Below are 12,538 nucleotides of genomic sequence, written 5' to 3'. Positions count from 1 at the left end.
TATGGTGGAGTCTGAACCTGCGCGCAGCTTAAACGCCGGCCGGTTCTTTGACCGCCACGTCGCCGCGCAACGCGGCATTCAGCTTGTTGCGGTCCAGCTCCTTTTCCCATGCCGACACTACGACCGTCGCCACACCGTTGCCGACGATGTTGGTCAGCGCGCGGCATTCGCTCATGAAGCGGTCGATGCCGAGAATCAGCACCATGCCCGACAGCGGAATGGTCGGCACCACCGCGAGCGTCGCGGCCAGCGTGATGAAGCCCGCGCCGGTCACGCCGCTAGCGCCCTTCGAGGTCAACATCGTCACCGCCAGCAGCGTGAGCTGTTGTGCCCACGTGAGTTCGATGTTGGTCGCCTGGGCGATGAACAGCACGGCCATCGTCATGTAGATGTTGGTGCCGTCGAGGTTGAACGAGTAGCCGGTCGGCACCACGAGGCCCACCACCGAGCGCGAGCAGCCGAGCTTTTCGAGCTTGAGCATCAGTTGCGGCAGCGCGGCTTCCGACGAGCTCGTGCCGAGCACGATCAGCATCTCTTCCTTGATGTACGCGACGAAGCGCAGGATGTTGAAGCCCACGAAGCGCGCGATGATGCCGAGCACGACCACCACGAACACGATCGAGGTCAGATAGAACGTGCCGATCAGCTTGAGCATCGGCAGCAGCGAGCCGATGCCGTATTTGCCGATGGTGAACGCCATCGCGCCGAACGCGCCGATCGGCGCCAGCTTCGTGATGATGCGCACGATGCCGAACAGGATGTGCGAGAGGCCCTCGATGAAGTTCGTCACGACCTTGCCCTTCTCACCGGCCGTCGCGAGCACCGCGCCGAACAGCAGCGCGATCAGCAGGATCTGCAGGATCTCGCCTTGCGCGAATGCCGACGACAGCGTGTCCGGGATCAGGTGCATCAGGAAGTCGACCGTGGTCTGGCCGTGCGCCTTGGCGGCGTATGACGCGACCGCCTTGCCGTCGAGCGTGGCCGGATCGATGTTGAAGCCGGCGCCCGGACGCAGCAGGTGGGTGGCGAACAGGCCGAGCACCAGCGCGAAGGTCGAGACGATTTCGAAATACAGCAGCGCCTTGCCACCGACGCGCCCGACCTTCTTCATGTCCTCCATGCCGGCGATGCCAGTGACCACCGTACAGAAGATGATCGGCCCGATCACCATTTTGATCAGTTTGATGAAGCCGTCGCCGAGCGGCTTCATGTCGACGGCGAGATTCGGGTAGAAATGCCCGAGTGCGATACCGATGATGATCGCCACGATCACCTGGACGTACAGCACTTTATAGAAAGGTTTCTTCACGATGGTTCCTGCTTGGGGAGATGAGCTCAAGGCCTGCCACACTGCGCATCACGCGAACGAAGATTCGTCAGCCCGTGCACGGCAATAGGCCGCGACAAGACGACGAATTCAGAAATACCGGGAAGGGAAATCAGACATCGTTGTCTCCTTGCTTTAGTTGTCGGACCGTTGCGGCCGCACCCTCTGTTTTGCAAGGTCGATGCCAGGCGGATATAAATCCTGGCGCCTTGATTCTTATGCGATTTTTATCGCAACAACACGAACGCTGTCCGGGATTCCGGAAATCTGGACGAGGGCCGTCGGGGAATCCGGAATTCGGCGAGACAAACCTTGCGGGAAAACCCGTAGGCTTTTGCGTGTGCGTGCGGTTTGCGCGGCGCGAGTGTGCCGACCGCGCCTTCACCCACGCTCCAGCGTCCGCGTCATGCCACCCTCAGGCCGGACTCGCCGGTGCGGACAACATATCGTGTTGCAGCTTGTCGATGCGATCCGTGCAAATCATGTCGACGCCCCATTGCGCGAGCAGTTGCGCGCGCGCCGGGTCGTTCACCGTATAGGCCAGCACGCGCAATCCGGCCTCGCGAATCTGCGCGACCAGCGGCTCGCTCAAATAGCGGTGGCTCGCGTGCAACGACACGCAGTCCAGTTCACGCACGATGCGCAGCCAATCCGCGGGCACCTCTTCGAACAGCATCCCACGTTGCAGCGACGGCGCGGCATCGCGGGCGGCGGCAAGCGCCTCGAACGAAAACGACGACAGCAGGGGTGGCGTCTGTCCCTGCCACAAGGTCAGCGTGCCCTGTGCCACCAGCGTGCCGGTGAGCACCTCGCGGCCCGGACACGGTTTGATCTCGACGTTGGCGGCGATTCGGTCGCGCGCGCAACGTTGCGCCGCGTCGGCAAGCGTCGGCAAGCGCGTGCCGGCGAATTGCGGTCCGTGCCACGCGCCGGCATCGAGCGCGGCCAGTTGCTGCCACATGTGTTCGACGGCCGCGCCGTGGCCGTTGGTGGTGCGGTCGAGCTTGTCGTCGTGGAGCAGAAAAATCTGGTTGTCGGCAGACAGCTTCGCGTCGAATTCGACCATGCGGTAGCCGTAACGCACGCACGCGTCGAAACCGGCCAGCGTGTTCTCCGGTACCAGCGTGCCACCGCAGCGATGCGCGACCAGGCGCGGATAAGGCCAGTCTGCGGATAGACCTCGATCAATCCCGTTTGCCACGTCTCGTTACCTTGCAGAAAAAGCGGTTGAGTTTGCTCGCGATGCAGTGCGTTGCAGGCCGCTATCCCCCGGTAACGGCGTTCATACGGCACGCTGGGCGAATTCTCACGCGAGTCCCGCGCGTAGTATCTCGCGTGAGCGAATGCGGCGATAGTCCGCCGTGGGCGCGCGTCTCGTCTCGTCGTGTTCTTCAGCCTTTGCAAGTCGTGGTCGGGATGACGAAGCGTCCGACTCCTACATCCCCCGCCACGGCGCAGCGCCAATGCTTCCCGCCTCATGTGGAATGGATGCGCGCCGGGGTCCGGCCGTTGTAGACGCAAGGTCGGGTAGTCCGCCGCTACCCGAGATGATCAGCCGCGCCAATGCGGTGTACAAGCCGGCGAGCGGTTTCGACGTGCGATCTCTGCGCGTGTTGCGAATCATCTGCGATGCGCCTGGTATCACGGCGACGGCGGTGAGGAAGCAGACCGTGATCGAGAAGACGCTGCTGTCGAAGCTGCTGGCGGATCTGATCGAGCGCAAGCAGGTACGGCGCACGATCCATCCCGATGACGCGCGTCACTTCCAGTTGTGGCCGACGACGGCCGGCAAGCGCACGCGCGCGGCCAGCGACGAACTGGGGCGGACTTTGGAGGCGGAGTTGTTATCGGTGTCGAGCGACGACGAGCATGCCGCGCTCGATCGTATCGTCGACAAACTCGTCGACGCATTTCGCGCGTCGCTCAGCGCGAGGGCGCGAAATCTACGGACTGATGCGATAGCGAGGTAGTTGCGTGAGATGAGACGGGTGGCCCGACGCAAAGCCGGCAGAAAAAAGCCCGCAACGCGTGCGGGCTTGTTCGTCTTCTATACGGACAACGAGCTAAAGCGTTCAGACCACGCCGGCCCCATGCGCCTGCAAATCGGCGTGGTAGCTCGAGCGGACCATCGCGCCGACCGCAGCATGCGTGAAGCCCATCTTGTACGCTTGTTCCTCGTACATCTTGAAGGTGTCCGGATGCACATACGAGCGCACCGGCAGATGGTGTTCCGACGGTTGCAGATACTGGCCGATGGTCAGCATGTCCACATCGTGCTCGCGCAGGTCGCGCATCACTTGCAGAATCTCTTCTTCGGTTTCGCCGAGACCGACCATCAGGCCGGACTTGGTGGCGACGTCCGGATGCAGCGCCTTGAAGTCCTTCAGCAGCTTCAGCGAATGCGCGTAGTCCGAGCCCGGACGCGCTTCCTTGTAAAGACGCGGCACCGTTTCGAGGTTGTGGTTCATCACATCGGGCGGCGCGGCGTTCAGAATGCCGAGCGCGCGATCGAGACGACCGCGGAAATCCGGCGTGAGAATTTCAATGCGCGTTTCCGGCGACAGCTCGCGCGTCTGACGAATACATTCGACGAAGTGCGCCGCGCCGCCGTCGCGCAGATCGTCACGGTCGACGCTCGTGATGACCACGTACTTGAGCTTCAGCGCGGCGATGGTGCGCGCGAGGTTGCCCGGCTCTTCGGGATCGAGCGGGTCGGGACGACCGTGGCCGACGTCGCAGAACGGGCAGCGGCGCGTGCACTTGTCGCCCATGATCATGAAGGTCGCGGTGCCCTTGCCGAAGCATTCGCCGATGTTCGGGCAGCTCGCTTCTTCACACACCGTGTGCAGGTTGTGTTCGCGCAGAATCTGCTTGATTTCGTAGAAACGCGAATTGCCGGTGGCTGCCTTGACGCGAATCCAGTCCGGCTTCTTCAACTTTTCAATCGGGACTATCTTGATCGGGATGCGGGCAGTTTTGGCTTGCGCCTTCTGCTTCGCGGTAGCGTCGTAGGCGGCGGCGGAAGCCGGCACGCCTTCGGGCGCGGGGGAAGCTGCGAGGTTCGCGGTAACGTCAGTCATTCGTTCGGTCCAGTCAGGCGGTGAGCGCACCGGCCTGTGGTTGGGCGACGGCCGCGGGACTGCCGTCGAGGTTTGCGGTGAGGCATGCTGCAAGGGTACAGGCTACGTCGTCCCAGCCTGCGGCAACGCCGAGCGTCGCCATGTCGACCGTTTCGAGCCCCGCGTAGCCGCATGGATTGATCGCCAGAAACGGCCGCAGATCCATCTTTACGTTCAGGCTCACGCCGTGATAGCTGCAGCCGTTGCGGATTTTCAAACCGAGCGCCGCAATCTTGGCGCCGGCATGCAGCCCGGCGTCCAGATGAGGCGCTACGTAGATGCCCGGGGCGCCGGCCTTGCGTTCTCCGGCGAGATTATACGCCGCCAGGGTGTCGATCACGGCCTGCTCGATCCGCGTGACCATCTCGCGCACCATCAGCTTGCGGCGACGCAAATCGAGCAGCAGATACGCGATCACCTGTCCGGGCCCGTGATACGTGATCTGGCCCCCGCGGTCGACCTTGACCAGCGGAATGCCGCTGTCGGCGGCCAGCAGGTGTGCCGGATCGCCTGCCTGGCCTAGCGTGAAGACGGGGGGGTGTTCGACTAGCCAGATTTCGTCGGGGGTATCGGCCGTGCGTGCGTCGGTGAAGGCGCGCATCGCATCGAAACTGGCTTCATAGGATTCGTTGCCGAGCCAGCGCAGCGCAAGCGGCGCGGTGGCGGGAGAGGGAGACGGGGAAACCAGGGGGGTGCTCATGGTCCCGGCAGTTTACCGAAATACCGGGATCCGCGCCGGGGGCGGCGGCATCCGAAAGGCCTCAGTGCGGACCGGCGGTGTGATGCAGGGTGCGTTGTGTAGGCAGGGGCGCTGGTAGGAAGCACATCGGACGGCGTGGCGGCACGTGGGCCGATCGCCGCCGCTTGTCTGGCCTATCGGCCTATCGGCACAACCGCCCAACGTCGTCGGCGCGCCGCGGCCTCAAACCGTGCGCCAACCGCCGCGCAGGCGCATCATCAAGCGCTCACTGACCCGCGCGAGCCAGTTCAACGCGCGTTCGTCGCAGCGCGTCGGAACGGCAAACGCCACCTTCGCGTGCGTGGAGCCCTCGGCGCTCAGCCAGAGTCGCTCACCGCGCCGCAGCCGGAGCGTATGGCCCGGTTGCAGCCAGTAGTCTTCGGTGTCGTCGCTGCGCGTGACCCAGATCGCGCCGCCATGGACCACCAGCTTGGTGCTGCGTGCGACCTTCATCGGCAGCGTTTCACCGTGACGGATTTCAAACGCAATACTAGAGGAAATTTCTCGCATGATGCCCTCGCCAAAAATCGTTTCATGGCTACAATCGTAGGCGTAGCAAGGGTTGACGCAAAACGATCTATTTTCACCTCTATGTGAGAAATATTGCGATGGACCTCCGTCAATTACCCGCGCTGAACGCGATCAAGGCATTCGAGGCCGCCGCCCGTCACGAGAGCTTCTCGCGCGCCGCCGACGAGTTGTTCGTCACCCACGGCGCCGTCAGCCACCAGATCCGCGCGCTCGAAGCCGAGTTGGGCGTGTCGCTGTTCGCTCGCGACGGCAAGCGCGTGCGCCTCACCGAAACCGGCCGGCGCTACGCCACGCACGTGCGCACCGCGCTGATGGCGCTCGCCGACGCCACCCGCGAAATCCGCGCCGGCGACCGCGAGCGCCGCCTCGTGGTGTCGATGCTGTCGTCGTTCGCGGCGCGCTGGGTGACGCCGCGCATCGGCAGCTTCATCGAGGCGCATCCGCAATGGGACCTCGAACTGCTGTCCACCAACGCGCTGACCGACTTCGCGCGCGACGACGTGGACGTGGCGATCCGTTTCGGCTTCGGCAAATATTCGGGGCTGCATTCGGAGTTGCTGCTGGAGGAGATTTTCTTTCCGGCCTGCGCACCGCATTTCAACGGCGGCAACCTGCCGAAAACGCCGCCCGATCTCGCCAAAGTCCCGCTGCTGCGTTCCGACGACGAATTGTGGCGCCCCTGGTTCGACGCCGCCGGCCTCACCGACTGGCCTGAACCCAAGCGCGGCGTGTTGTACCAGGATTCGTCGAATCTGCTGCAAGCGGCGATCGACGGCCAGGGCGTCGCGCTCACGCGCCGCTCGCTGGCGATGCATGAGATCGCCGCGGGCCGCCTCGTGCGCCTATTCGATGTGGACGGGCCGAGCCCGTGGCAGTACTACCTTATCTGCCCGCCGCAAATGCTCGACACCGCCCGCGTCAGGGCTTTTCGCGACTGGGTGTTCGACGAGGTGGGACGGTTCAAGCAATTGTTCGAGCGGGCTTGCGAGGCGGGACCCGCTGCAAACCCCGGTCTGACGGCGGACGCGTTGCACGTCACGCCGTGATACGACACACCGCGCGATACGCTACAGCACCACTTTGACCATCGGATGGCCAGTCAGCGCGAGATAGATGCTATCGAGATGCTCGCGGCTCGTGGCGCGCACGGTGACCGTCAGCCCCGTGTAGTTGCCGCCGCTGGACGGCCGCGTTTCGACACGCGAAGCGTCGACTTCGCTGTCGAACTGCCGGACCACCGTGACGATGGTTTCGGCGAACTCCGGATGCGATTTACCCATGATCTTGATCGGGAAATCGCACGGGAAATCAAACAGTGAGTCGTTCGCGGGATGCATTCTCCACTCCTTGCTGCGCTTGTTGCGCTACTTGCGCTTCTTTGTCCTTGGCTCGCTGATACGCCGCATACAGCGCCGCAAACACTGCGCCCGGCTTACCCGCGCCGACCGGCTGGCCGTCGAGTCGCGTGACCGGCAGCACTTCCTTGGTGGCCGAACTGACGATGATCTCGTCGGCCGCGCGCAACTCGGCCTCGCCGATCTCACGCGCTTCGAAGCGGATGCCGCACTCGGCCGTCAGCTCCTCGATCAGACCGTAGCGAATCCCCTCGAGGATCTTGTGGCTGCGCGGCGGCGCCGACAGAACGCCGTCCTTCACCATCCACACATTCGACGACGATCCTTCGGTCAGCATGCCGTCGCGAAACTGGATCGTCTCGAACGCGTCGTTCTCCGCCGCGAATTGCGCCATCAGCACATTGCCGAGCAGCGACACCGACTTGATGTCGCAATTGAGCCAGCGGCGATCCTCGGCGCTCACGCAGGGCACGCCCTGGGCACGCTGCGCGGCGTCCGGCAGATTGAGCGGCGTGACCATCACGAACACGGTCGGCTGGATGCCGGCCGGGAAAGCGTGGCTGCGCTTCGCGACACCACGCGTGACCTGAATATAGGCAAGCGCATCCTGATCTGCCGGCAAACCTCCATCAGCCTCGTTGGCCGCGACCACGCGCTCGATCAGTTCGCGCCAGCCGGCGTCGTTGAACGGATTGGCGATGCCGATCTTGCCGACCGAGCGCGCGAGGCGCGCAAGGTGCTGCGGAAAACGGAACGCAGTGCGCCCGCCCTGATGCGCCGGGCGCGACGCGTACAACGGTGCGACTTCATAAATGCCGTCGCCGAAAATAAAGCCGCGGTCCAGCACCGGCACGCGCGCTTCGGACAAGGGCACCAGCTCGCCATTCAGATAAACGATCGGATCGAGCGAAACCTCGGAAACAGCGGTCATTGCGTCAGGCTCTTATTTCTTCTTGTTGAACATCAGCATCAGCGAATCCCACACGCGGCCCACCACGCCGGCTTGGGGCACGGCCTGCAAGGCCACCACCGGGAACTGCGCGAGCACCTTGCCGTCGGCCACCAGCTTGGCGACACCGACCTGCTGACCATTCGCGATCGGCGCGATCAGCGTGTCGACCTGCTCGATCTGCGGCTTGACCTTGTCGGCCATGCCCTTCGGCACGGTGATGTACTGGTCGCTCTTCACGCCGATCTGCACGCTGTCCTGTGCACCCTTGTAGACGCGCGGCGTGCCGACCACCTGATTCGCCTTGTACAGATGCACCGTGTCATACGCGGTATAGCCGTAATTCAGCATCTTCAGGCTGTCCTGCACGCGGTCGTGTTCCTTGGTCTCGCCCATCATCACCGAGACGAGACGGCGCGACGCGTCGGTCGTGCCCGGCAGCGAACGCTTCGCGCTCGCGATCAGGCAGTAGCCCGCCGCTTGCGTGTGGCCGGTCTTCAGGCCGTCCACGGTCGGGTCGATCCACAGCAGGCGATTGCGGTTCGGCTGCTTGATCTTGTTGTACGTGAACTCCTTGACCGAGAAGATGTTGTAGTAGTCGGGGAAGTCGCGGATCAGACGCGCCGACAGCACCGCAAGGTCGCCCGCGGTCGTGTAGTGCTGGGGGTCGGGCATGCCGTTCACGTCGGCGAAATGGGTGTTCTTCATGCCGAGGCGCTGCGCTTCGGTGTTCATCATGTTGACGAACTGCGCTTCGCTGCCGCCGACCAGTTCGGCCAGCGCGATCGCCGCGTCGTTACCCGACTGGATGATCATGCCGTACACCAGGTCGTGCACGGTGACCGGCTTGTTCGCTTCGATGAACATGCGCGATTCGTCCGTGCGCACGCGGCGCACCGCTTCGCCCGGCATCACGGTCTGATCCATCGTGATCTTCTTCGTCTGCAGTGCTTCGAAGACGAGGTAGGCGGTCATCAGCTTGGTCAGCGAGGCCGGCTCCACGCGCTCGTCGGCATTGCCGGAGGCGAGCACCTGGTTGCTGGTGGCGTCGACGAGCACCCACGAGCGCGCGTTCACGGCCGGCGGCGGCACTTGCGCGAACGCGGTGCTGGCGGCGAGGGTCGCCGGCAACACGATGCCGAGGGTGACGGCGCGGCTAAGCTTGAGGGGAACGAAGGAAGCAACTGACGGGAAGGACGTGCGGCCGGTGGTGGAGAAACGCATAAGGTCGGTTCGTGCGGAAAATACATCGCGCGCAGGGCGCATAGTTTGGAAGAGCCGGTCGGCGGGCGTCTGGCCGTAAAACGGCGCGGCGCCCTTTGGACTTCCGGCGACCTGGTTGGTTCGCGCAGCACGCCCCACAGGCACCGCTGCGCGCGAAATGACGCTCCGCAACGCGCGAACCGCCGGATGGGCCGTGCTGCGCTCAAAAAAAGAGCGCTCATTATACGCGCGCTATCCGGCCAATCCCGCGCGGCACGGTCCGATTAATTCGCGGTTTCGCGCACCTGTACCCCGGAAACCGCGCGCGCGGCGCGGCTCATCGCCACGCGTCGACGATGATCCGCTTCAGCACGTGCAGTTTGCGGTGGAGGAAATGTTCCGCCCCGGGAATCACGACCACCGGCAATTCCTGCGGACGCGCCCAGTCGTAAACGGATTGAATGGGAACGGTCTCGTCGGTCTCGCCGTGAATCACGAGCGTGTTTTCCGGCACCGGCGCGACATCCCAACGGCTCGCCGCGGTGCCGACCAGCACCATTCGCTCGATCTCCTGACCTTCTTCGCGCAGCTTCACGGCCACGTGCGACAGCACGAAGGTGCCGAACGAAAAGCCTGCGAGCACGAGCGGTAGATCGCCCTGCCCGGCTTCGGCGCGCATGTGATCCAGCACGGCGCGCAGATCGTCGCGCTCGCCGATGCCCGCGTCATGTTCGCCTTGCGTCTGGCCGACTCCGCGAAAATTCGAACGATAGGTGACGTAGTTCAACTGCACGAAGGTGCGCGCGAGCGTCTGCGCAACCTTGTTGTCCATCGTCCCGCCGAACAGCGGATGCGGATGCGCGACCAGCGCGATGCCGCGCGGCGCGGCGCCGTTTTCGCGCATCTCGTCGGGAAGATCCAGCGCGACCTCGATCTTGCCGACCGGGCCGTCGATCAGATATTTCTTCGTGTGTACGTTCATGGGAATGCTTATTGATCGATTTTCAGACGCTCGACAACCTTGCCGTTCAGAAGGTGAGAGTCGACGATCTCGTCGATATCGCTCTCGTCGACATACGTGTACCAGACGCCTTCGGGATACACGACGAGCGCCGGCCCCAGCTCGCAGCGATCAAGGCAGCCGGCCTTGTTGATGCGCACTTGGCCGGGTCCGGCAAGGCCGAGTTTCTTCACGCGTTTTTTCGCGTACTCCTGCATTGCCTGGGCATTGCAGTTCGCGCAACTCGGGCGCTCGGCACCGGGTTCGCGCTGATTCAGGCAGAAGAAGACGTGGTGCTTGTAGAAGGAATCCATGATGTCCGGGGCGAGACTGTAAGGGAGGGTCATGGCGCTGTCCGCGCGCCTCGTGTGCGGTCGATTATAGCGAGCGGGGCTGGTGGCCGCCGATGCGGGCGAGGGGGATGGGCGTGCTGCGCGGGTACATTCCGCTTGCGTCGGTCAGGCCTCCCGCACCTCACCCGTCCCTCACACGCGCTTCATGCGCCGCTTGAGCCACGCCTGTTCGACGACAAACGCCAGCCACACCAGCGCCGCATACGGCCAGATCCACGCGAGCCAGTGCGCAAGTCCGTTGAAGTGCAGATAACGCCCTTGCCGCCAGTCCGCCAGCACGACATCGAAATAAGGATTCACCGGCAGCAGATTGACGAACACCAGCGCAACCACCAGCGCCACGCTCGCGAGCGCCGCGCGCGAGCGGCGCCGCAGATGCAGTGCGAACAGCGCGGCAGCGGTGCCGCACACGAGTCCCGTGAGCGCACCGGGCGTCGCCCAGTCGAACGCGAGGCCCGACTGCGACTGCAAGAACGTCGCGCCCACCTTCACGCACAACGTGACGGCGATGAACGTGAGCAACAGCCGCACTCGCGGCGCGTGGCGGCGCACCGGCAGCGACGCCAGCGCGAGCGCGGCGAACAGGTTCAACGTGGTGATCACGGCTTCCCACACGTCGTCGGGCAGCCATGCGGCGGCCACGGCCGGCCATGCACCGATGTGCCAGCCCTGCGGCGTCCACGCGAGCAGCGCGTCCTGCGTCGTCGAATCGAAGCGCATCCAGAGCGCGCGTGGCCAGTTGCCGAGACCGAACAGGCGCGGCGCCGGATACATCGTCGCAAACGGCCATGCGACGATCAGACACGCGAGCGCCGCACGATCGCGCTCGAACCACAGCAGCCGCATACGCCGCAGCAAGCCGCGATCGAGTAGCGCGCCAGTCGCGGGCGACATCGTCGCCGCGCCGAGCAAAGCGCCGAGCGCGTTGGCGGCCAGATCGAGGTTGGACGCGACGCGCGTCGGCAGATACGTCTGCCCCGCTTCCATCACGCCCGACAGCAGCCCGCCGAGCACGAAGGCCAGCGCGACGGCCAATGGGCCGCGGCAGCGCGGATAGACCGCGAGCACCACCAACGCGCCGAGCGGCATGTAGCCGAGCACGTTGGTGACGACGTCGAACGCCGTCAGGTACTGCGGCATGGGATCGAACAGATAGGCAAACGGCCCGAGCCCGAGCGAACGCCAGCCTGAAAACGGATACCACGAACCGTAGACGATCAGCGCCGCATAAAGCAGCAGCGCTTGCCGGGCCAGCACCGACGGACGGCGCAGCCAGGGTCGTTGGCTCATGCAGCGCTCCGGTGCGTGCGCTGCGGGCGCGTCATTGCGACGCGACCAGCGCCTGCGTGCCGAGCCATGCGGCGATCTGCGCGACCAGATCGTCGCTGGCCGTGGCGAGCGCGCGCGCGCCGCCGGCGGCGTCCGCGGAACTGGCCGGCGCACTCGCGACGAACGTGCGCTGGCCGATCACCTTGCCGCTCTTCGTGAGCGTGGCGCGCGCGGTGATCGCCGCGTGGCTTTCCGTCTGGCTGTCGAAAACCTGTTCGAACTGGCTCAGGTCGACCTTCAGCACCGGCGCGGACACGCCGTCGGCGCCCGTCAGCACGGTGCCGTGCGAGCTGAGCGCGCCGCGCAGACGCTGGGTCAGCAGTTGCGAAGGCATCATGGTCCAGTGGCTGTTCGCGTACGACGCGATCTGCTGCGCGTCGGCATAGCTGAGGCGGTACAGCAGCCGGTTCGATTCGAGCACCTCGGGCGCGCTCACATCGAGCACCTTCACGGCCGGCAAGGTGCCCCCCGACCCCGCCGCGCCCGGCGGCCCGAAGTCGAAGCGAGTGTCGGAGAGCGCCGCGGGCGCGCTCATGCAGCCCGCGGCCAGGACGCCGAACGCGAGCAGCACCGTCAGCGCGGCGCTCGAGGACAACAATCGGTGAATCGGACGTGACATGACAGAGTTCCTTC

General features: G+C 64.6%; 14 protein-coding genes. 2 read left to right on the top strand and 12 right to left on the bottom strand.

The features are described 5' to 3' along the window. Window positions 1–28: 28 nt before the first annotated feature. The gene (locus CIC12_RS19375) at window positions 29–1,309 is read right to left on the bottom strand and encodes a C4-dicarboxylate transporter DctA (RefSeq protein ID WP_168666011.1); all 1,281 of its coding nucleotides are present in this window, start codon (window positions 1,307–1,309) and stop codon (window positions 29–31) included. Between the two features lie 433 nt (window positions 1,310–1,742). Further along, window positions 1,743–2,528: a glycerophosphodiester phosphodiesterase gene (ugpQ, locus tag CIC12_RS19370; RefSeq protein WP_168666008.1), complete on the bottom strand. Its 786-nt coding sequence runs from the start codon at window positions 2,526–2,528 to the stop codon at window positions 1,743–1,745. A 346-nt stretch (window positions 2,529–2,874) separates the two neighbouring features. Here ugpQ and CIC12_RS19365 point away from each other — a divergent pair, with 346 nt between their 5' ends. After that, window positions 2,875–3,297, top strand: a complete 423-nt coding sequence (locus CIC12_RS19365) for a MarR family winged helix-turn-helix transcriptional regulator (protein ID WP_238812720.1) — start codon at window positions 2,875–2,877, stop codon at window positions 3,295–3,297. A 102-nt stretch (window positions 3,298–3,399) separates the two neighbouring features. Here the strand turns inward: CIC12_RS19365 and lipA are convergent, their stop codons facing one another. The 3 genes from lipA to CIC12_RS19350 form a co-directional block, all read right to left on the bottom strand. Continuing rightward, a complete protein-coding gene (gene lipA / locus CIC12_RS19360) occupies window positions 3,400–4,407 on the bottom strand; it encodes a lipoyl synthase (protein WP_168666006.1) in 1,008 nt (335 codons plus the stop codon). Window positions 4,408–4,420: 13 nt separating this feature from the next. After that, window positions 4,421–5,146, bottom strand: a complete 726-nt coding sequence (gene lipB, locus CIC12_RS19355; RefSeq protein ID WP_168666004.1) for a lipoyl(octanoyl) transferase LipB — start codon at window positions 5,144–5,146, stop codon at window positions 4,421–4,423. Window positions 5,147–5,368: 222 nt separating this feature from the next. Beyond that, a complete protein-coding gene (locus tag CIC12_RS19350) occupies window positions 5,369–5,695 on the bottom strand; it encodes a DUF2917 domain-containing protein (RefSeq protein ID WP_168666002.1) in 327 nt (108 codons plus the stop codon). Window positions 5,696–5,793: 98 nt separating this feature from the next. On the opposite strand from CIC12_RS19350, the gene CIC12_RS19345 reads away from it, so the two are divergent. Beyond that, window positions 5,794–6,762, top strand: coding sequence for a transcriptional regulator GcvA (locus CIC12_RS19345; RefSeq protein ID WP_168666000.1), 969 nt, complete (start codon window positions 5,794–5,796; stop codon window positions 6,760–6,762). Between the two features lie 21 nt (window positions 6,763–6,783). Here the strand turns inward: CIC12_RS19345 and CIC12_RS19340 are convergent, their stop codons facing one another. The 7 genes from CIC12_RS19340 to CIC12_RS19310 form a co-directional block, all read right to left on the bottom strand. Then, window positions 6,784–7,053: a DUF493 family protein gene (locus tag CIC12_RS19340; protein ID WP_168665998.1), complete on the bottom strand. Its 270-nt coding sequence runs from the start codon at window positions 7,051–7,053 to the stop codon at window positions 6,784–6,786. Continuing rightward, complete coding sequence (locus CIC12_RS19335) at window positions 7,025–8,002, bottom strand: D-amino acid aminotransferase (protein WP_168665996.1); 978 nt, start codon at window positions 8,000–8,002, stop codon at window positions 7,025–7,027. Before CIC12_RS19335 ends, CIC12_RS19340 begins: the two co-directional genes overlap by 29 nt. Window positions 8,003–8,014: 12 nt before the next feature. Next, window positions 8,015–9,244: a D-alanyl-D-alanine carboxypeptidase family protein gene (locus CIC12_RS19330; protein ID WP_168665994.1), complete on the bottom strand. Its 1,230-nt coding sequence runs from the start codon at window positions 9,242–9,244 to the stop codon at window positions 8,015–8,017. A 316-nt stretch (window positions 9,245–9,560) separates the two neighbouring features. Beyond that, window positions 9,561–10,205 (bottom strand): alpha/beta hydrolase, encoded by a 645-nt coding sequence (locus tag CIC12_RS19325; protein ID WP_168665992.1) that lies wholly within the window; start codon window positions 10,203–10,205, stop codon window positions 9,561–9,563. Between the two features lie 8 nt (window positions 10,206–10,213). Then, on the bottom strand, window positions 10,214–10,537 hold the full coding sequence (locus CIC12_RS19320; protein ID WP_168666110.1) for a (2Fe-2S) ferredoxin domain-containing protein: 324 nt from the start codon (window positions 10,535–10,537) through the stop codon (window positions 10,214–10,216). 171 nt (window positions 10,538–10,708) lie between these two features. Further along, window positions 10,709–11,866 carry a VanZ family protein gene (locus CIC12_RS19315; RefSeq protein ID WP_168665989.1) on the bottom strand — a complete coding sequence of 386 codons (1,158 nt, stop codon included), beginning with the start codon at window positions 11,864–11,866 and terminating at the stop codon, window positions 10,709–10,711. Between the two features lie 31 nt (window positions 11,867–11,897). After that, on the bottom strand, window positions 11,898–12,524 hold the full coding sequence (locus CIC12_RS19310) for an ABC-type transport auxiliary lipoprotein family protein (protein WP_168665987.1): 627 nt from the start codon (window positions 12,522–12,524) through the stop codon (window positions 11,898–11,900). Window positions 12,525–12,538 lie beyond the last annotated feature (14 nt).

It is taken from the genome of Paraburkholderia sp. SG-MS1 (assembly GCF_012275575.1).
Lineage (GTDB): Bacteria > Pseudomonadota > Gammaproteobacteria > Burkholderiales > Burkholderiaceae > Paraburkholderia.
The sequence above is the reverse complement of the archived record's forward strand: the minus strand, read 5'-3'. Positions and strand labels throughout refer to the sequence as shown.